15 protein-coding genes and 1 riboswitch are annotated in these 20,908 nt (G+C 36.4%); of the genes, 13 read left to right on the forward strand and 2 right to left on the reverse strand.

The window, feature by feature from the left end; genetic code table 11:
- The 8 genes from ACFFIP_RS02825 to ACFFIP_RS02860 all read left to right on the forward strand — a co-directional run.
- Positions 1-1,309 (forward strand): GumC family protein (locus ACFFIP_RS02825; RefSeq protein WP_382386047.1); only part of this gene is annotated, 1,309 nt, incomplete at its 5' end.
- A gap of 95 nt (positions 1,310-1,404) precedes the next feature.
- Entirely contained in the window at positions 1,405-2,838 is a 1,434-nt protein-coding gene (locus tag ACFFIP_RS02830; RefSeq protein ID WP_382386048.1) for an oligosaccharide flippase family protein, read from the forward strand.
- Complete coding sequence (locus ACFFIP_RS02835) at positions 2,835-3,914, forward strand: glycosyltransferase (protein ID WP_382386049.1); 1,080 nt, start codon at positions 2,835-2,837, stop codon at positions 3,912-3,914. The genes ACFFIP_RS02830 and ACFFIP_RS02835 overlap by 4 nt, the downstream gene beginning before the upstream one ends.
- Positions 3,915-4,149: 235 nt before the next feature.
- Positions 4,150-5,085: a glycosyltransferase family 4 protein gene (locus ACFFIP_RS02840; protein WP_382386050.1), complete on the forward strand. Its 936-nt coding sequence runs from the start codon at positions 4,150-4,152 to the stop codon at positions 5,083-5,085.
- A 68-nt stretch (positions 5,086-5,153) separates the two neighbouring features.
- The gene (locus ACFFIP_RS02845; protein ID WP_382386051.1) at positions 5,154-6,452 is read left to right on the forward strand and encodes a hypothetical protein; all 1,299 of its coding nucleotides are present in this window, start codon (positions 5,154-5,156) and stop codon (positions 6,450-6,452) included.
- 13 nt (positions 6,453-6,465) lie between these two features.
- Positions 6,466-7,494 (forward strand): glycosyltransferase family 2 protein, encoded by a 1,029-nt coding sequence (locus ACFFIP_RS02850; RefSeq protein ID WP_382386052.1) that lies wholly within the window; start codon positions 6,466-6,468, stop codon positions 7,492-7,494.
- A 200-nt stretch (positions 7,495-7,694) separates the two neighbouring features.
- Positions 7,695-8,660: a glycosyltransferase family 4 protein gene (locus tag ACFFIP_RS02855; RefSeq protein WP_382386053.1), complete on the forward strand. Its 966-nt coding sequence runs from the start codon at positions 7,695-7,697 to the stop codon at positions 8,658-8,660.
- A gap of 11 nt (positions 8,661-8,671) precedes the next feature.
- Positions 8,672-9,511, forward strand: a complete 840-nt coding sequence (locus ACFFIP_RS02860; protein ID WP_382386054.1) for a polysaccharide deacetylase family protein — start codon at positions 8,672-8,674, stop codon at positions 9,509-9,511.
- 47 nt (positions 9,512-9,558) lie between these two features.
- Here ACFFIP_RS02860 and ACFFIP_RS02865 read toward each other — a convergent pair whose 3' ends face one another.
- Positions 9,559-11,892, reverse strand: coding sequence for an Ig-like domain-containing protein (locus tag ACFFIP_RS02865; protein ID WP_382386055.1), 2,334 nt, complete (start codon positions 11,890-11,892; stop codon positions 9,559-9,561).
- Positions 11,893-12,391: 499 nt separating this feature from the next.
- On the reverse strand, positions 12,392-15,625 hold the full coding sequence (locus tag ACFFIP_RS02870) for an Ig-like domain-containing protein (protein ID WP_382386056.1): 3,234 nt from the start codon (positions 15,623-15,625) through the stop codon (positions 12,392-12,394).
- Positions 15,626-16,096: 471 nt separating this feature from the next.
- Here ACFFIP_RS02870 and ACFFIP_RS02875 point away from each other — a divergent pair, with 471 nt between their 5' ends.
- The 5 genes from ACFFIP_RS02875 to ACFFIP_RS02895 all read left to right on the forward strand — a co-directional run bounded on the left by ACFFIP_RS02875 (position 16,097) and on the right by ACFFIP_RS02895 (position 20,791).
- Complete coding sequence (locus ACFFIP_RS02875; RefSeq protein ID WP_382386057.1) at positions 16,097-16,669, forward strand: 50S ribosomal protein L25/general stress protein Ctc; 573 nt, start codon at positions 16,097-16,099, stop codon at positions 16,667-16,669.
- Positions 16,670-16,759: 90 nt separating this feature from the next.
- Positions 16,760-17,320 (forward strand): aminoacyl-tRNA hydrolase, encoded by a 561-nt coding sequence (gene pth, locus ACFFIP_RS02880; protein ID WP_382386058.1) that lies wholly within the window; start codon positions 16,760-16,762, stop codon positions 17,318-17,320.
- A 209-nt stretch (positions 17,321-17,529) separates the two neighbouring features.
- Positions 17,530-17,633: riboswitch (SAM riboswitch) on the forward strand.
- A 207-nt stretch (positions 17,634-17,840) separates the two neighbouring features.
- Positions 17,841-19,010 (forward strand): trans-sulfuration enzyme family protein, encoded by a 1,170-nt coding sequence (locus ACFFIP_RS02885; protein WP_382386059.1) that lies wholly within the window; start codon positions 17,841-17,843, stop codon positions 19,008-19,010.
- A 137-nt stretch (positions 19,011-19,147) separates the two neighbouring features.
- Complete coding sequence (locus ACFFIP_RS02890; RefSeq protein WP_382386060.1) at positions 19,148-20,395, forward strand: serpin family protein; 1,248 nt, start codon at positions 19,148-19,150, stop codon at positions 20,393-20,395.
- Complete coding sequence (locus tag ACFFIP_RS02895) at positions 20,396-20,791, forward strand: hypothetical protein (RefSeq protein WP_382386061.1); 396 nt, start codon at positions 20,396-20,398, stop codon at positions 20,789-20,791.
- Positions 20,792-20,908: the final 117 nt, after the last annotated feature.

Consider the following 20,908-nt stretch of genomic DNA (forward strand, 5'->3'; position numbering starts at 1 on the left):
CACTCAGGATCCCTCAAACACGGCAATTGTCCCCAGTTCGCTGTCCATCAACGACCAGACACTCTCTGAACTCATCGCTTCTTTCAACAACCTCCAGAGAGAAAGGGAAAGAATGCTCAGGACTACGCAGCCCAACAATCCCATCGTGGTCAGCCTCAACCAGCAGATAGCATCCCTGAGAACAAACATCCTTGAGAACATCAGAAACATCAAAAACGGCCTCGAAATCTCAAGAAACAGCCTAACGGAAACCTCTGACCAGTTCCAGTCCAGGGCCTCAAGGGTACCCGTCATCGAAAGGGAACTCCTCGACATCTCCAGACAGCAGGCAATCAAACAGGAACACTACCTCCTGCTGACCAGAAAAAGGGAAGAGGCTGCGCTCTCGCTCGCGGCAACTTCGGTCACCAACTCCAAGGTCATTGACCCGCCAAGGGCATCAAGCAAACCCGTCAAACCCAAAAAAATACTCATTTACGGGCTCGGAATTGTTCTCGGACTCGCATTCCCGATCGGGCTCATCTTCATCAGGGACCTCATCGAGGAGAAAATCGAGTTCAGGGCCGACATTGAGGCACTGACATCAACCAAAATCCTCGGCGAAATCTCCAGAAGCAAACAGACTCCGGATGGGCCCGTCATTGCCAAAAATACCAGAAACCTCATCGCTGAACAGTTCCGGTTCATCAGAAGCAACCTGACCGCAATTGCCGCCAAAAACAACTCAAAGGTCATCATGGTCACTTCCGGTATCAGCGGGGAGGGGAAAACTTTCTTCAGCATCAACCTCGCCGCTAGTCTCGGCCTAATCGGAAAATCAGTGGCGGTACTCGAACTCGACCTCAGAAGACCCGCAATGCTCTCCGCTATAGGCATCAGCCAGGGACAGGGAATCTCCGATTACCTGGCAAACCCCAAAATCAAAACCACAAATATTGCCAGACAGATGCCGGGATTGGACAATGTCACCGTTTTCGGAGCAGGAAAAACAACCGAAGACCCTTCCGAACTCATGGCAGGGGACAGAATGAAAATGCTCATCAGCGAACTGTCCGCTAAATACGACTTCGTCATCATCGATACAGCTCCCGTTGGACTCGTATCGGACGCTTTCATGCTCGCCGATTTTGCCGAAATCACCGTCTTCATGGTTCGGTACGGACATTCTTCAAAACCACAGATCAAAACAATCGAAGACATCAGAACAAATAAAAAATTCAAATTGCCACTCATCGTACTCAACGATGCCAAAATGGAAATCACTTACGGATACGGTAACAAATACGCCTCAAATTATTATCAGAAATAACTTTCTATTCTGAGAAAACAAAATGAAAAATCCGGCTGGTCTTTATCCATTAATAAAAACCAGTCGGAAATATTCAATGCCACCTTTTATTTAAAATGCTAAAAAAGATAGTTCAGCATAAGGTATTTAAGAATTTTTCCTATCTCACTTTTGGAACGGTAGTTTCTCAAATACTGGGGTTAATTACAGTATTAAAAATTACAAAAGTCCTACATCCTGATGATTATGGAAGCTATACCTTTATTATGGCTCAGGGAACCCTACTAATGTATATAGGTGATTTGGGAATTAGGAATGTATTTATACGAACTATTGCGAGAGACCCTTCCAAAACTAATGACATGGTTTACAATGGTCTGCTACTTAGAAGTCTAGCTGTCACTTTATTATGCCTTATATACATTGGATATAATTATTTATTGGGAAGTTTAGATACTGTTGATCTAATATTAGTATTTGCATTTGCCTATATTTCTGTTTTTGGGAAATTGTTTGAAATGGCCTATTTGGGTCATCAAAAAATGTTGCCTCCCGCAATAATCAATTTAATTTTTTCTTTCATATGGTTTGTTTTCGTATTTATCATACCTGAATCTTGGATAGAAGTATTCTTTTTATTGGTTGTTTTCTTTGGACTAAATGCATTTAAAAACTTGGTGTTTTTTCTCAGTCTTAAAAGAGCAAACCTGCTATTAGGCCCAATTCCCAATTTTTGGAAATCTTCCAAAGCGGTTGTAAATGAAAGCTGGCCCTATTTTGCCATGATACTCATTATGCTTCCGTTTAGTAAGCTCTCCAATAATTTTTTGGATATAAATTCCACAATCGAACAAGTAGGCTACTTTAATTTATCAGAAAGATTTACTGGACCGGTTTCTATTGTTTTAGATATGGCGCTAACCGCAATATTTCCAAATCTTTCCGCATTATGGATAACCAATCAGGTACAGTTCAGACAAGTAATCCAAAAAGGATTTAAATATTATATGTTATTGGGGATGACCTTGTGTTTCGGTTTCACGCTTTTTGCAGGTGAAATCCTCGGTTTATTATTCCCGGCAAGTTATGCCCCCGCTGTAATAATCTGCCAAATGCAGGTATGGTACTTTTTTCTTTCCTCAGTGGATAGTTTGATAGGAACCATCCTTGGTGCTACAAATAATGAAAGGAAAATACTGAAGTTAGCAATAGTCAACTCTTCCATTTCAACACCTATCCTCTTTTATGGCAGTACTTTCGGTGCTTTAGGACTTGCTACTGCATTTGTAGGAACATTCGCAATTTTTCAGTTTTATTTATGGTTCACTTTCAAAAAGACTACATCTATCAATGTGGAAGACAAAATACTGATGTGGATTTTTGCAATCATTTTATTCATCTCATCTAACTTTATACTTTCAGATTTTGGCATATTGATCAAAATACTCTTTGGGTTTTCCACACTTTTCCTTATGGCTGCTTACCTTTTCAAAGATAAAATTCTAGCCTTTTACTTAAGGTGGCAGCAGTCAAAAACCGGTAAATCATGAAAAAAATATTGATCATAACTAAAACTCAATTTGGCTATTTCATTGATCCTTTAAAGTATTGTGAATACCTCAAAGATCAATACAATATTACTTATGTCTCATGGGATTTTGGATTACTTAAATCAGAGATTTCAGGAATTGATACTCATTATTTACCTCGAAAAGGAAATAAAATCTTAAGATATCTTAAATTTTTAAAAGATGTCCACGATCAAATGAATTCAGAAAAATTCGATTTGATATTCATGGTGTTCTTTCCTGGTGTTTCATTGCTAAAGATTACCAATCCTACAAAATTAATTAATCTGGACATAAGGACTGCCTCAGTTTTAAAAAATCCAATTAGGAATTTTTTAAATGATTTATTTATAAAACTCGAATGTTCATTTTTCACCAACATTTCTGTCATAACTGAAGGTGTTGCTAATAACCTTAACATCAAGAAATTTCACCTTCTACCACTTGGCGGAGAAAGCTTCACCCAAAAAGATAAAACCTTTGAAAATATCCATTTGATCTATGTTGGTACTTTAGAAAACAGAGATATGATCAGTTGTGTCAAGGGGTTTCATTTGTTTTTGAAAAACTATTGGAATGAAACTCTTGCCAAAAACATCAAATTTACTCTGATTGGAGATTCCCCTGGAAATGAACTGTCGGAAATCAAAGAATATATCCAAAAGAACAACCTGGAAAAAGTTATTAAGACAGAAGGATATGTTTTAAATACCAAACTACAACCTTACATGGAGGAAGCCAACATTGGAATAAGCTTCGTTCCGATGACAGATTACTTTGATGTACAGCCTCCCACCAAAACTTACGAATATCTATTATCAGGGCTTCCGGTGATAGCCACTAAAACTCAAGAAAATATTAAAGTCATCAATGATCAAAACGGTGTATTGATAGAAGATAATGCAGAATCATTTTGTAATGGACTTAACTTATTGATAACAAGGAAAAACCAGTTTAACTCATCAGAAATCAGAAAAAGTAATCAACAACATCATTGGGGTTCAATAATATCATCAAATCTGAAAAACTATTTTGAAAATTTAATGAAAAAAAGCTAAAAATCAACGATTTTTAGATAACATTTAATTTAATCACACCCAATTAATTCCCATAAAGATGAAAGTTCTAAAACTTTACGAGCATAAGAATAATCCTGGTGGCATTGTCAATTTTCAGCTGGACTTAGAGAAGTATTTTCCAACTTCCAATAATACCTATTTGCACTTCAGAACAGGTAAAATTTTTGGACATCCCATTCTATCGAATAGAATAATCAGATATATAGATCTTTTGTTGTCCTATTTCTATTATCCGGTTCACCTTTTAATTCATTCTCCTGATGTAATAGAAATCAATACTTCTTTTATCAAAAAGTCATTTATCCGAGATTTTATCTATCTAGAACTTTCAGTTCTTTTTGCCCCTAGTGCTAATAAAGTAATATTTATCCATGGATGGGATAATACATTTCATGATTTTTTAATCAAAAACAGGAAGAATTATATGATAAAATTTCATCAAAACGCCGATCAAATCATTGTTTTGGCGGATGACTTTAAGCAACAATTGATTTCATCTGGTTTCTCAAAAAAGAAAATAGATACCTTGACAACAGGAATTGACTATCACTCCTTTGAAAAGGTTAAAAAAATTACATCTGATAAAACCAATATCTTGTTCCTCTCAAGGATAGAAAAAGACAAGGGTATTTATGAGTTTATGCAATCAATTCCTCAATTAATTGAAAAACATCACAACCTTCATTTTAATATTGCAGGGGTAGGCAATGATTTTGAGGAAGTTATTAATAGCGAAGTGGCGAAAAGCTATTTTGAGTACATCACCTTTCATGGATACCTTAAGGGAGAACAAAAAATCAAACTTCTTAAAATGTCCGATATATATGTTTTTCCTTCCTCACATGGTGAAGGTTTTCCTATTTCCATTTTAGAAGCCATGGGTTCTGGATTGCCACTCATTTATACGAGCTCGGGTGGGCTCCGGGAAAAACTATTAGATGGGCTTAACGGCATTGAAATACCTCCAAAAAATGTTGACGCAATCATCAAGGCGACTACCCGGCTTATAGAAAACCCTTCCTTACGGCTGAAAATGGGAGTTACGAATGAAAAGTTAATTCGGAAAAACTATGACATAGGGGCAATATTCATGAAGCTTGAGGAAATATATGCAAAAAAGGATCATAAAAAGTCTAAACATCTCGCTTAACCATGGAAGAGTTGCTTTATGACAAAAGATGCCTTTGTTCATTAAAATAATGAAAAAACTGATCAATCATGATTTCGGAAAGTACAGAGAAAAAGATCAAGTCCATAGTTCAAATTGTCTTTTTAGTCCTTGTTGTTGCTATAAGTTTAAAGTTTTTTGATGCAAAATTTTTAGATCCAAAACCAGTGAAATACATGGCATTTTTATGTACATGGACAATGATAGGACTTTCTTTGGTCCAAATAGTTAAACAAAAAGGAGAATTTACTTTTCCTGTTAGACTCATCTTTTTTTCCATTGCCTTTTCCATTTTTATGGCATATTATTCATGGGATCAAAGCTTGTTTGAGGGATTATTAGAAACGACTGATTTCATGTTATGGCCCTTATTTTTTTTCTTGCTATACTTGAAAATACCGATTAAGACCCTTGAAAAAATAATAGTTGCTTTTGGTCTTCTTTATGCGATTCTATATTTCTACCAATATGCAAATTCCGGCACAGTTATTTTTGGCAAACCATTATGGGGAGACGAATTTTTAGAACAAAGAGGAGCAGTTAGAATTATTTTTCCTGGTGCAGGAATCTTCTTGTTGACCATTTTTATTTCTATCACGAAAATCACCACGACGAAAGAATATAAATGGTTTTGGATAGGGGTAGCAGTTTTAGGCTTAATCATACCTGTAATGCAGGTTACCAGACAGTTTATTGCTGGAGTTTATCTTTTATATTTAATACACTTTTCAAAAGGATCTTCCTTCTTTAAAAAAATGATGGTTGTATTGTTTTTTATTGGAGGCTTCATTTTACTCTTACAATCTGACTTACCCATGATACAAGGTCTACTGGAAGTCGGACAAAGAGATGCCGAATTGGGATCAAATTATATCAGGGTATTGGCAGGAGAATATTTCATTAAGGATTTCTCACCCAATAATTGGAGTTATATTTTTGGCAATGGGGCACCCAATTGGGGAGTATCTAGCTATGGCCAATTTATTGAATCCCTTGCCTTGGAAAAAGAATTTTTTATGTCTGATGTTGGAATAATAGCGGTTTATGCCATGTTTGGTGTTTTCGCCATTTTAGGATTCCTCTTAATTTGGTACAAGAGTTTTACGATAAAAGTACCAGCAAAATATGCCTACGTGAAATATTACCTGTGGTATATTCTTTTCACAAGCGTGACATGGTATTCTGTATACCATTACCATTACCTAGTTGCTACTATTTTTGCAATATATATTTATCAAACAGCTCTCGATGTCCAAAAAAGAGAAATGCTGGCAAAAAAACTTTTACTAAAGATCCAAAAATTAAATTCTAGCAAAACTTTTTCGGAACGATTAGAGGAAGTTAAGTAAAAATGACAATCTTATGACAAAACAACCATTTTTGACTGTTGCTATGCCTGTCTTTAACGGGCAAAAATACTTGAAAGAAGCAATAGAAAGCGTTTTAGCACAGACTTATGATAATTTCGAACTCCTCATCATTGATGATGGCTCCACTGATCAATCTGTCGAAATAATCAAATCCATCAAAGACCCAAGAATAAGACTAGTTCAAAATGAAAGAAATTATGGCGTAGGCTATACCCGAAATGTCGGTATAGATGAAGCTAAAGGTGAATATATGGCCTGGATGGATTGCGATGACCTAATACATCCCCAAAGATTAGAAAAACAACTTAACTACCTTTTGCAACACCCTGAAATAGGTATTTGTGGTACATGGATGGTAAGAATAGGAGAAGGTAGGGAAAAAACACTCAAATCTTCCACCAATCCAGAAATCATCAAAGCTTCTTTGTTTTTTTATCCATCAATATATCCTGCTACCGCTATGTATAATATGGCTCTTGTAAAAAAAACAGGAATAAGGTATGACAGAAGATTATTGGTCGCTGAGGACTATGACTTTTATTTTGAAGCTTCATTCCACTTTCCATTACAGAACCTAGGCGAAATTCTCTATTCCTACAGAGCTTCTGAGACAAGTATCATGAAAAAATATGAGGATCAGGAAGCGAAAATGCTGGAATTTCATACCATCATCAATAAAAAAGCATTTGACAAACTGGCGTTGGAAAAAAATGAAGAAAACCTTATCAAACACCGGAGAATAAAGTCAAAACATGTTTTTGATAACTGGAAAGACTATATGGACAGTTTTAATTGGTTACTACTTTTAAAGGAACAAAACAAAAAACTTAATCTTTACAATCTAAATGCATTTGATGAAGTGCTTGGCAACATGTTTTATTTTGTCAGTAAAAAATCTTCCCAGCTAGGCTTGCGGGTATTTTTCTTTTACCTGAAAAATCTCATTAAGTTCAATCAGAAAAATTCCGGGTCTATTTTTAAATTGTTTGCAAGATGTCTGATCAAGTACAACAAATTCTAAGCATTGAATAATAAAAATAATATGTAATTATTTTGTGTTTATTTTTAAAAATTAAAAGTTGATTTTATATTCATATGTAAATTTCACCAAAATTAATTACTCAATTAGGGTCTAATTTCTACTCCACAATTTGTAACGAGATTTTGGTAGATAATTTTCATAATTCAGTTCTTTCTGATTTTTTAAACCCATATAAGATTATGAAAAAAATACTTTTTATAACCAACATGTTTCCAACAAAGGAACATCCATTTGATGGAATCTTTATCAAGGAACAAATAGAAGAATTACAAAAAATACATCATTTTGAATATGAGGTATTGATCATTGATGGTATTTATAAGGGAAAAGGTGAATACCTAAAAAGTATTTTTACCATTCCAAAAAAAATTAGAGCCTATAATCCTGACATTATCCATATTCATTACGGTATTTCAGGATTATTCCTTCTTTTCTTCCAACCGAAACAAAAGGTTTTTGTCACTTTACACGGTAGTGATTTTAATGATAGAGGCAGCAATAAACATCAGGTTTGGGTTTCAAGACAGGTAATCAAACGGGCAAACAAAGTGTTTGCCCAAAATAGCGAAATGTTAAAGAATGCTCTGATATACAATAAGAATGCAGAAATCCTTACCTGCGGAATTGACACTGAATATTTTGATATTCTAGACGATTTTGATATCCCCAAGAATTCCAAAACCATTATTTTTCCCAGTAGTCCAACAAGAGAGGTTAAAAACTATCCTCTATTTTGTGAAGTAATAGAACAAATCAGAAAGATGAGCTCCTATAAGATTGAGGTTAAACACATAGAAAACTTGAATAGAGACCAAGTAAGGGAAACTCTAAATAAAGCAGATCTTTTACTGATGACTTCAAAAACAGAAGGATCACCACAGTCAGTTAAAGAAGCTTTATCTTGTGGCCTTCCTGTGGTCTCCGTACCTGTAGGGGATGTTGCTGAAATTCTATCAGACATTCCGAATTGCCATGTTTCTTTGAAACATGATCCGAAAGAATTAGCCATACTAGCTTTGAATGCACTTGAAACAAGAAAAACCAATATTAGAAATGCATTCATTTCAAAAGGACATTATTGTACCAAGAAAATTTCCAAAAAACTTGCCGTTGATTATGGCTTTCAAAATATGGAACTTCTGTAATGCTTAGAATAATGAAAAAATTGATTTTTAAAATTATCAGGTTGTCGGGACTTCCCTATTTATTTAGAACCCTTGTCCAAAAAAACAAGGTTACTATCTTAGTTTACCATGAAATGACACCCGAGGTGGCAGAAAAAAATTTTCTTTATCTGATCAAAAATTACAATATCATTTCACTTCAGGATTTCTTCAAAGCGCACCAATCCAAAAACCAACAACTATTGCCAAAAAATGCCCTCGTGATCACCTTTGATGATGGCAGAAAGAGCAACTTTCAGCTACTTCCCCTAATCAAAAAGCATAAGATCCCTGTCACCATATTTTTAAATTCAGGTATAATCGGCACAAATAGGCATTATTGGTTTCGTTTCAAGCAAGAAAAATACACAAATGAAGAACTTAAGAAACTCTCTAACAAAGAGCGTCTTAAACGTCTAGAAGATCTTGGTTTCAAACAGGAAAAAGAGTTTGATACCCCATGGGCCATGAACAAAGAAGAGATTATGGAAATGAGCAAATGGGTAGACATGCAATCGCATACCGTTTTCCACCCCATCTTACCAAAATGTGATGACCAAGAAGCATCATTCGAAATCACCAATTGTAGGTCAATACTTGAAAAAGAATATGGCTTTAACATCAATGCGCTCGCCTATCCTAATGGTGATTATTCAATCAGAGACATTGAGATTGCAAAAAATGCAGGTTTTAAATTTGGATTAACGACGGAAAAAGGATTCAATACAATTCATACAGATCCATTTAAATTAAAAAGACTGGATCCAAATGATACAGCAAACATGGATGAGTTGATCGTAAAAAGCTCTGGAATTCTATCTCTTTTTGGATGATTCTAAATTATAAAAAAAAGTCAGCGGCATACCCGCTGACTTTTTATTTATCTTTTAATGAATTTGTCTCCCGAAATATATCTCCCATCATTTTGTAAATGAATCGCATAGATTCCAGACTTTAAATTCGAAACATCAATAGTAATAGACGAATCAGTAGTTTTAGCAACAAAAACCTTACTGAAATGCCCGCTCATCGAAATCACGTTGATTTCAAACTCCTGCTCTTCTTCAAGTTCTGAAAAATGAATATTTAGAAAATCAGAAGTAGGATTAGGCCCAAGAACATAGCTCATTTTTAAATCCTCTGGCTCTGATTCGACTGAAATCTCTCCTTTGATTTCCATTATAATCTCTTCAGATTTGAATTCAAGGTTATTTTGATCCTTCGCCACTGCATAGACCTTGTAGGTTCCTGGAAAGACTCCTCTCCAACTCAATATGAACGGTTCCCTATCAACAGTTCCAACCAGATTTTCATCCACAAAATATTGGACATTAGCTACTGGGGATTTCAGATCAAGAAAAGTTGGCGTGAACTGAACTTCAACATCTTCCTGACCTGGTTTATCAAGCACCAAATAATTTATGCTCAAACCTGGAAATGGCTCAACGAAAATTTTCACAACCGGACTCAGAATCACTGTATTATCTTCATAAACTAACCTTGAAACCAGGTTATATTCTCCGGAACTCACATTCTTCCAAACGAAATCATATGGAGCAATAGTCGTCTGACCTATTTTGACATTCCCTCTAAAATATTCAACCGTTTTAATTTTCTTGATAGAATTTGGAACTTGTACACTGATGGTCAGGTCAACCCCTGTAGCAATTATTGAATTCCTCAATGGAGCCGTAATCTCAAAAGGAATCGTAGGCTTGGGTTTGACGCTTAATTTTACAAGATTAGAGTTCTTAATTTTTTCAGGAGTTCCCCCTATGACAACGGCTTTTAATTCATGTTCCCCTACAGGAACATTTTTCCAATCAAAATTATATGGATTTGAGGTAGATGTCCCCAATAGCTGAGAACCAGCATAATATTCAACCCTCTTCACATACTTGGAATCGCCATTAAACATGACAGTAAAAGCAACAGTACTGCCTTCTTCCAAGACTTGATCATCGGTTGGTGTGACCAAGCTAATTTCAGGAATTTCAAATTCACTCAATACATTAATGTTGACCGCAGCTGAAATTTTAGAAGCTCCTTTGTCATCAAAAGCTTTTGCTGTCAAAGAATGTGTTCCAGTAGTCACATTTGACCAGGTTACTGCAAATGGAGCAGATGTGGCAGTGCCTATAAGGACGTCCCCTCTGTAAAACTCCACCTTATTTACTGTACCATCAGAATCACTTGCCTGTGCTTCTATTCTGATATTGGAACCTAGAACAAACTCATCCCCGTTTTTTGGAGAAGAAATATTCACAGTAGGTGCCACATTTGCTTTCTCAACTACTACATTTACAACTGAAGAAATAGCAGTGGCATTTTTGTTATCAAAAGCTTTTGCTGTTAAATTATAACTTCCCGGAGCCACTTTCGGCATGGTAATAATGTACGGGGAAGTTGTAGATGTACCCACCAGTATACTGCCTCTGTAGAATTCCACCTTGCTGATGGATCCATCAGGGTCAGATGCGTTTGCCTCGATTCTAATGTCTACTCCCTCCGGAAAAACCTCAGCTGGTTTAGGACTGATAATGCTTACAATGGGAACTTTATTAGGCTCAGTAACCAAAATAGTAACAGCACTTGAAGTAGCACGAGCACCTTTGTCATCAGTAACCCTCGCTGTAAGTGAATGCGTACCTATCTGTAAATTGGATACAATAAAGGAATTAGAGGGATCATTAATTGACCCTACTACTATACCATTTCTCAACAATTCTACTTTGGTGACTTTTCCATTTGGACTTTCTGCCTGAACCTTAACAGGTATATCTTTTTGCACTTCAAAACTAGCACTATTGCCTGGAGAAATGATTCGAACGGTTGGATCTACAATCTTTTTAAAAATACCGGTAAGTGTTACGCTTTTACTTGGCATTGTGTAAACAAATTCTTTTGCCTCACTTACTTTTTGGCCATCTGCCTCCCAATGAGTAAAATAAAAACCTTGATTCGGTTCTGCCACAACTGTGACTTTTTCGCCTGGATTAAAGGTATATTCTTCTTCAGCTAATACTAAAACACCTTCTGAATCCTCTATTAAATTTGAAAAAAACAACTTCGGTTTTTCAACTTCTGAAATTTCATTGAAAATGGAATGACCATCTTCCTCCGGTAAAATATCTAATTTAACAGCAAATGACTTGTCAGTAACCAATAAGGTTAATGACAGCAATAATAAAATGAAACTCTTTTTTTTCAACATCCCCTCAAAACTTTTGGATTTTATTATTCATTCTGACAAGAAAACAGTCTAACAAATTTTGAGTGATGCTATCAACATACAACTACGTCTTGTTTCTTTGAATAATGAAATTCTTGAGGGTAAAATGCTTTTGATTGTACAAACCGATCTTAGGGGTGATAATTGTTCCATATTCTAGGGCTATGATATAGAGATTAGCTAATGCTTAAATTTAAAAAATCTTTCTCAATTTCCATACCAAAAGCACAGTGCTTCGCTAACCTAAATAATACTTATTCAGGGCTTTATATAGGCTCCATATGAACTCTTACGATACAACATAAACAATATCTATACCAAACTACATTTTTTGATATTTAAAAACAAAATCAGATTTAGTTCACTCTTGATAAAGCAAATAAAAAAAGACCGAAAAAAAATATTTTTTTTTTGGTCTTTTTTTATTCTCCTCAATTTTTCAAGATAATAATGAAAAAACTGCCTAATCAGGTCTTTCAAATCACTTCTTTATGAACTTTTTACTTTCCACAGTCATACCTTCAATGCGTATATATAGAACATAGTTCCCTGAAATAAGATCAGTTACATCCAAAGTAAGAGTTTTATTTTCCGCCTCCGCCGAATAAGTTTTACTGAAGTCCCCTTTCATTGCTACCAGGTAAATTTCAATTTGTTGATCACTTTCAAATTCCTCAAAGTATACATTTAGATAGTCTGCGGTTGGATTTGGACCAATTGTATAATTAAAAACTGACGTTTCCTCTTCAGTTTTAGCACCAATAGAACCCGAAACTTCTACCTGAACATTTTCAGACCAAAATTCATAGCCGGTAATATCGATTGCTTTAGCTGAAGCCTGATAAATTCCTCCTTGAACATTTCTTCTTGTAAAAGAATATGGTTCCCGTTCAGATTTACCAATTAAAACCCCATCCAGATAATATTCCACTGAAGATATTGTCTCTAGTAAATTCTGGAAACTGACACCAAATAAAATATCAACTGATTTTTTATTTCCTTTTGAACTAATTTCATAATTAAGCAAAACCTTAGGTTCTTTATTTTCTTCAACTGTTACATTAACTACGGAGGAAAGCAGACTACTTCCATCATCATAAACTAATCGGGCAACTAGATTGTGTACTCCAAGATTAACATTATTCCAAACAAAGCTGTAAGGTTGAACAGAATTTGATCCTAATAATATATTGCCTCTGAAATAGTCAACTCGGACAATTCTTTTACTGGAAACAGGAACATCTACTTTTATTTCAATATTCTCTCCATTCTTAAAGGTTGCGTTTTTAACTGGTGAAACAATATCAAATTTAATAGGAGAAACTGGATCAACCGTGATGTTGACAATTTCAGATGTGTTGGTTTTTTCAGGTTCTCCTCCAGTTGCCATGGCTTTTACCTTAAGTTGCCCTGTACTAGAACTTTTCCAAACAAAATTAAATGGGCTTTGGGTTGAGGTCCCAACAAGAACTTCATCTACAAAATAAGACACCTTTTTGACTGAGCTACTATTTCCATTAAACATTACTGTAAATGAAACATTTGATCCAACCTCAAATACCTGATGTTCTATAGGAGTTATCAAAGAAATTTCAGGTAACGTTACAACAGGAGTTACTGTCACACTTACAGGAGAAGAAGTTGCAACACCGGATTTTTCATCAAAAGCCTTGGCTGTAAGTGAATGATTTCCAGCATTGGCATTAGTCCAAATCACAGCATAAGGAGCTACAGTAGATGAACCTATTAATGTAGTGCCTCGGTAAAACTCGACTTTTGTGATTTTTCCATCCGAATCCGTAGCACTTGCTTCGATCTTTATATTTGCACCTTCTGTAAAACTAGCTCCAGCTGTAGGTGAGGTGATATTGACCACCGGTGGCAAGTTGGCCTTATTGACAGTAATATTTACTATACTTGAGGTATTCGCAGCCCCCTTATCGTCAAAAGCCTTGGCTGTTAGGTTATAACTGCCGGCAACAGCATTGGACCAGGTTACCGTATATGGTGCCACTGTCGAGGTGCCGACCAATGTAGTTCCCCTGTAAAACTCGACTTTTGTGATTTTTCCATCCGAATCCGTAGCACTTGCTTCGATCTTTATATTTGCCCCTTCTGTAAAACTAGCTCCAGCTGCAGGTGAGGTGATATTGACCACCGGTGTCACGTTGGCCTTATTGACAGTAATATTTATTATACTTGAGGTATTCGCAGCCCCCTTATCGTCAAAAGCTTTGGCCGTTAGGTTATAACTGCCGGCAACAGCATTGGACCAGGTTACCGTATATGGTGACACTGTCGAGGTGCCGACCAATGTAGTTCCCCTGTAAAACTCGACTTTTGTGATTTTTCCATCCGAATCCGTAGCACTTGCTTCGATCTTTATATTTGCACCTTCTGTAAAACTAGCTCCAGCTGTAGGTGAGGTGATATTGACCACCGGTGGCAAGTTGACCTTATTGACAGTAATATTTACTATACTTGAGGAATTCGCAGCCCCCTTATCGTCAAAAGCCTTGGCCGTTAGGTTATAACTGCCGGCAACAGCATTGGACCAGGTTACCGCATATGGCGCCACTGTCGAGGTTCCGACCAATGTAGTTCCCCTGTAAAACTCGACTTTTGTGATTTTCCCATCCGAATCCGTAGCACTTGCTTCGATCTTTATATTTGCCCCTTCTGTAAAACTAGCTCCAGCTGTAGGTGAGGTGATATTAACCACTGGGGCGGCATTTTGCTTGATAACCTCAATTTTCACTGGAACTGATGTTGTTTGGGCATTTACATTATCATATGCTACAGCACTGAGAGAATAACTTCCCGCTACAGCCTTTGGCCAAATAACTGAATAAGGCGAAGTTGTTGAAGTACCGATCAAAGCCGATCCTCTAAAAAATTCAACTTTTGAAATATACCCGTCAGAATCAGTGGCAACAACATCAACTTTAATATCCTGTCCTTCATTAAAAGTATCACCATTTTTCGGTGAAACAACCTCCACATTGGGCAACACATTTGGTGGAACAATGGAAATGTCCACTGGAGCTGAAATAGAAGTAGCTCCTTTGTCATCCTGCACCATGGCAGTTAATTTATAACTGCCAACGGTCATGTTTGAAAGAGTAAAAGAGATATCGTTTGGGCTGTCAGCTACAGAACCTACCAAGATACCGTTTCTAAATAATTCAACTTTCGTGACTTTCCCATTAGGACTCTCAGCATTAACGTTCACCAAGACAGTTTCATTCGTAAGAAATGAGGCATTTTGATTGGGTGATAATATTTGAACTTTTGGTTCTAAAATCTTTACAAAATGTCCCACCAAATTGACGTCTTTACTGGGCATAATGTAATCCAAAGTAGCTGTCTCACTTATTTTGGCCCCATCAACACTCCAATGTGAGAAAAAATACCCCGCATTTGGCTCTGCTGTTAATTGTATCTTTTGTCCTGGTGAAAATTCAAATTCCTCAAAGTCTAACCGCTGATTTTCTTCATAAGAATTATTAAAAATGAGCTTAAACTTTTCTGGTTCTTCATTGATTAAATTATCAAAAATCCCTGAAGGAGTGGCCTCAGAATCAAGAATTATTTCACGGTGAAAACCAACTTCCTCTTTATCCTCATATCGATATCCATCCGCATAGGCTATACTAGCCAAAAATAAAAAAGACGGTAAAGCAAATAGAATTGCTTTGGCATACACTTTTTCCATAGGCACAAGATTTCAAACTGGTAAAACCGTCATTTTTCACTACAAAAAATAATTTCATCATTTGAAATAAATTTTTTTGCATATAATGATCATTAATATGTTATTCTGATTTGGGGTGATTAACACTTAATAAAACAGATAAAATTTTTATTTTACAAATTCAATTACTTAGAAAAATCACACCTAATTTCCTCCTATTTCCCTTACCAGCATCTTATAAAATGAAGTTTGCTTTTCACACATAAAAGTTTGTAAATCAAAATCGTTCCTCAAAAAAAGAAATGAAAAAATATTATTACTCATCTATAGAGATTTTACCATACTTTGCATACAGAAAATATTTATCCTATCTTTGCACTCTGTTTGAGAAAGACGGGAAGGATTTAAGAGGTTGAAGTCAAAATCTACCCTTATTTAACTACTGAAAATCAACAGGTTAATAAATCATCTCAATAACAAAACAAAAAAACTATGAAATCACTAGAGATTATAGGGTTTAAAAGAGCAAATCTCGATGGTGCAGAACTTAAGCAAATCCGTGAGGAAGGTAACGTTCCTTGTGTTGTTTACGGTCCAGCTATCAAAGAGCAAATTCATTTCTACTCTCCAGCTATCCTTTTCAGGGACTTGATCTACACTCCGGATGTTCACATGGTTGACTTGAACGTGGAAGGTCAAAAAATGAAGGCCGTATTGAAAGACGCGCAATTCCATCCGGTATCTGAGGTGTTGATGCACGCTGACTTCTTGGCATTCAGTGAAGAAAGACCTATCAAATTTGAAGTTCCTGTAGAAATCGTTGGTACTTCTCCAGGTATCCAAAAAGGTGGTAAATTGGAAATCAAAACCAGAAAATTAGCTGTTAAAGGTTTGGCTGCTAACCTGCCTGACAAAATCCAGGTTGATATTTCAGGATTGGATTTGGGTAAATCTTTCAAAGTAGGCGAATTGCAGGCGGAAGGATTCGAAATCCTTACCAGCCCTAACGTTTCCATCGTTACTATCGGTATTCCAAGAGCACTTAGAGGTAAAAAAGCTGAATAATTCAGTTTTCGAATACCATATTATCAAATCCTGCTTATTCCTTAAGCAGGATTTTTTATTTTTGCCAACCCCGATTAAAAACAGAATTCGATGAAATATCTGATAGTAGGACTTGGAAATATTGGTCCTGAATATGAGCTTACCAGACATAATGTTGGTTTTCTTACAGTAGATAGACTGGCGGATAAATATGATGCTCAATGGAAAAGCGACCGATTAGCCTTCATTTCCAATTTTAAATATAAAAGCCGGCAGGTGTATATGATCAAGCCTACCACTTACATGAATCTAAGTGGAAAATCTGTCAATTATTGGATGAAGGAACTCAACATCCCAAAAGAAAACATCATGGTCATTGTAGATGACATGGCACTCCCCTTTGGAAAGCTAAGAATGCGCGCCAAAGGTTCCGCAGCAGGTCACAATGGTTTGAAAAACATTGAAGCTCTTTGTGGAGGTCAGGATTATCCCAGATTACGCTTTGGTATAGGAGATGATTTTCCAAAAGGAAAACAAGTTGAATATGTTCTAGGACGATGGTCTCAAAAAGAAATAGATGAATTACCAATCTTCATGGATAAGGCAATTGACATGATCCTGAGTTTTTGTACGGTGGGAATTAATATGACAATGACGCAGTTTAATGACTAAAATTGAGAGATAAGCATCGGGAAATAAGAAAATAAAAAAAAGTCGGATTTCGAAACATGAAAGCTTTATAATCCGACAACAATTACGACTAAACCACCTTATTTCAGCATTCAGTTCAACCCTAATAACCTTGAATAAATAAACAGAACAAAGTTTAAAATTTGTTTTTCAGCAATTCCAAGCTTTACTTTGTAACACTTCAGTTTATTGATTTATATAGAAGAGGCGAGAGAACAGGCTCTATGAACCTCTGGCAACCATTCTTAGCATTAGAAAAGGTGCCAATACCTGCCCAAAAAGGGAACTATAAATTAGACATTATGCACAAAAAAGAATTATTCCTTCCCCAGCTACCCATAACCATTTTTAGGGTCGTTTTGAATTCACTCCTCAAAACAAGCATTTCTTCTTCAGATGACACTCCTTTTTACAGGATGTTAAATTTGATTGATCTAAAAGTTCCAAACACAGATTTATTAAGTATTTCCCCACTCATTAAATAAATATACATTACTTGTCTATGAGTCATTTCGAAACCAATGCCATCAGGATTTCCAATGGCAAATCAAATCAAAGGGAACACTCCTCTCCCATTTACCTTACCTCTTCATTTACTTTTGAAAGTGCTGAAGAAGCCCGACAAATGTTTGCGGATGAGATTGAAGGAAATATTTATTCCAGGTATTCCAATCCTAATCTTGCTGAACTCATTGAAAAAGTCTGCTCAGCAGAAGGAGTAGAAAACGGAATAGCAACTGCTTCAGGAATGGCTGCCATGTTTGGAAGTATGGCTTCCTTACTTCAGCAAGGAGATCATATTTTAGCTTCAAGGTCATTGTTTGGATCAACACATCAACTGTTGACCAAAGTTTTTCCCAAATGGGGCATTACTTCTACATATGGGGACATTTCAGATATCGCCAACTGGGAGAAACTTGTACAGCCAAATACCAAAATGCTTTTTATTGAAACCCCTTCCAATCCAGGCCTGGAAATCATAGACCTAGAATGGGCCGGGAAATTCGCAGCAGCTCATAACCTGATTTTAGTAGTGGATAATTGTTTTGCCACCCCTTATCTGCAACAACCCGCTAAATGGGGAGCCCATATAGTAACTCATTCCGCCACCAAATACATCGATGGACAAGGAAGGGTCTTGGGAGGATTGATATTGGGTAATAAAGAACTGATTAGTGAAGTCACTTATTTTACCAGACACACCGGTCCTTCTATGTCGCCGTTTAATGCATGGGTCCTTTCCAAAAGTATGGAAACATTGGCTCTCAGAATGGACAGACATTGTGACAATGCCTTGAAATCTGCCAAGTACTTTCAGGAAAGTAAAGATCTGGAATTTGTAAAATATCCCTTTTTGGAAAGTCATCCTCAGTATGAGCTTGCCAAAAAGCAGATGAAAGCAGGAGGGGGTATCATTACGCTAAATTTGAAAGGAGGAATCCATCGAGCCCAAAAATTCATTGACAATCTACAGATGATTTCCATTACACCAAACCTTGGCGACAGTAGAAGTATCGTCACCCATCCTGCATCCACCACTCACAGTAAGCTTACTCAAGAGGAAAGGGAAAGGGTAGGCATAACAGATGGACTCATCAGGCTTTCTGTCGGTTTAGAACACGTAGATGACATCATTCAGGATGTAGAAAGTGCCTTAGAAAAGTCCAGATAACATCGAATTTACAAATCGCTCGTTTAGGATATCTATGTTTAATCGGAGGACAATAAAACTGCCCTCCGATTTTTTTCTAGTCTTCCTGTAGCAAAATCACCTAACTTTTCGTCTTTAGGGTATAAAATCCATTCATTATGAAAAATTTCATCCTACTGATTATCGCATTTTTCTTGGTAGCAGCTTCATGCAATCCTGTACAGGATGCAGATATGGGCCCTGTTGAAGCCAATCTTAGACAAATGACAGCAACAGAATCAGAAGTTGTTCAGAGTAATGCAGATTTTGCAGTCCGCTTTTTTCAGGAAATGGAAAAAGAAAACCTGGACAACTACTTCACAGGTCCCTTTAGTATCCATCAAGCTCTTTCTATGACAATGAATGGAAACGATGGAGATGTATTACAGGAATACATGGATGTACTCGCCTATCATGGACTTTCTAAAGAAGAAGCCAACCTGGCAGTCAAAAGTCTTACTTCCTATCTCAAAACTGTGGACCCTAAAGTTAAGGTCAATATTGCGAATGGTATTTGGTACCGGGAAGGTCTAAAAGTACAGGCTACTTTTAAGTCCGAGATGCAAAACTATTACAATGCCAACATCAGTGCTCTTGATTTCAACGAACCCAATGCACACCAAGTCATCAATAATTGGATAGCATCCCAAACCAATGACCTTATCAAAGACATTATAGACAGTATTCCGAGAGAAGCAGTCATGTATTTGGTCAATGCGATTTATTTCAAAGGTGACTGGAAATACCAATTTGATCCAAGTAAAACCAAAAAAGCACCATTCTATCCTGAGCAAGGCCCGGCTGTTCAAGTAGATATGATGGAATCAAAAGACAGAGTGGGCTTATGGCGGGGAGGTGATGCTAAAGTGAACTATATGGAAATACCCTATAGCACTGGTCAATATCAGATGGCTATCATACAACCACAATCAGGGAAATTATCAGACATACTGCCAGAAATAACTCATGAAAACCTTAGCAGTTGGTCAAAAAATGCACATGAAACAAGTGCAATTCTTAAGATGCCCAAATTCAAAATGAAACATAAAATCGAGAATTTAAAGGAACAATTGGAAAGTATGGGATTAGTCACTGCATTTAATCCGAGTCCGGCCAATTTCACGAAAGTTTTTGAAGGAGAGCATCCTCCCATGATGATTTCAAGAATAATACATGAAGCTTTGATCGAAGTTGATGAAAAAGGAACAGAGGCAGCAGCTGCTACTGTGGTAGAAATGGTTGTCACTTCTTTGCCTTCAGGCCCTGTTGTCATCACCTTGGACAAACCTTTCTATTTCCTGATTAAGGAAAAAAGCTCAGGTACGATTCTGTTTATGGGAAAATTAGGAAACCCTGCTTTGCTCTAAATGATGGTTTATAAAAGGTTAAAAACATGGATATTTATTCTTTCAGCATTTTTCTTGACCAACTGTACTGAGAATGATTTTGAATGCAGGAATAACAGACAATTCTGTAATCCTATTCAATCTGAAAACTTGCAAGAATCTGGGCCTATCATCGATAAATTCCTACGGGAATTGCCCCGGGATTTGAGCAGTCAGGAAAAACTTGAAAGACTTAGGGATTGGTTTCAGTGCAAAAGTTGTGTATCCCATGCAGAAATATTCTGCAATTCCTGCATCTATACACTTCCTCCAATAAGTGAACTCAAAATCACTTTTATCATTGCAGGTCAGGAAACAGAAAAAATCCTGGACATCCGCATGTCAGAACCTTTGATGTTTGTCGGATATCATGACTAAACAGTTTATTATAAGGATATTAAACAACAAAAACACAACTATAAATCTTCATTACAAAAAAAAGCCGGCACTTACCTAATCTGAAGTAATGCCGGCTTTTTTGAATCCAATAGAAAT

The organism is Fontibacter flavus (assembly GCF_042432905.1).
Lineage (GTDB): Bacteria > Bacteroidota > Bacteroidia > Cytophagales > Cyclobacteriaceae > Fontibacter > Fontibacter flavus.

Excerpts from the sequence above, each read along its gene's own strand:
- ACFFIP_RS02830 (WP_382386048.1), top strand. The coding sequence starts at position 1,405 with ATGCTAAAAAAGATAGTTCAGCATAAGGTATTTAAGAATTTTTCCTAT.
- ACFFIP_RS02835 (WP_382386049.1), top strand. The coding sequence starts at position 2,835 with ATGAAAAAAATATTGATCATAACTAAAACTCAATTTGGCTATTTCATT.
- ACFFIP_RS02845 (WP_382386051.1), top strand. The coding sequence starts at position 5,154 with ATGATTTCGGAAAGTACAGAGAAAAAGATCAAGTCCATAGTTCAAATT.
- ACFFIP_RS02850 (WP_382386052.1), top strand. The coding sequence starts at position 6,466 with ATGACAAAACAACCATTTTTGACTGTTGCTATGCCTGTCTTTAACGGG.
- ACFFIP_RS02855 (WP_382386053.1), top strand. The coding sequence starts at position 7,695 with ATGAAAAAAATACTTTTTATAACCAACATGTTTCCAACAAAGGAACAT.
- ACFFIP_RS02860 (WP_382386054.1), top strand. The coding sequence starts at position 8,672 with ATGAAAAAATTGATTTTTAAAATTATCAGGTTGTCGGGACTTCCCTAT.
- ACFFIP_RS02865 (WP_382386055.1), bottom strand. The coding sequence starts at position 11,892 with ATGTTGAAAAAAAAGAGTTTCATTTTATTATTGCTGTCATTAACCTTA.
- ACFFIP_RS02870 (WP_382386056.1), bottom strand. The coding sequence starts at position 15,625 with ATGGAAAAAGTGTATGCCAAAGCAATTCTATTTGCTTTACCGTCTTTT.
- ACFFIP_RS02875 (WP_382386057.1), top strand. The coding sequence starts at position 16,097 with ATGAAATCACTAGAGATTATAGGGTTTAAAAGAGCAAATCTCGATGGT.
- pth (WP_382386058.1), top strand. The coding sequence starts at position 16,760 with ATGAAATATCTGATAGTAGGACTTGGAAATATTGGTCCTGAATATGAG.
- ACFFIP_RS02885 (WP_382386059.1), top strand. The coding sequence starts at position 17,841 with ATGAGTCATTTCGAAACCAATGCCATCAGGATTTCCAATGGCAAATCA.
- ACFFIP_RS02890 (WP_382386060.1), top strand. The coding sequence starts at position 19,148 with ATGAAAAATTTCATCCTACTGATTATCGCATTTTTCTTGGTAGCAGCT.
- ACFFIP_RS02895 (WP_382386061.1), top strand. The coding sequence starts at position 20,396 with ATGATGGTTTATAAAAGGTTAAAAACATGGATATTTATTCTTTCAGCA.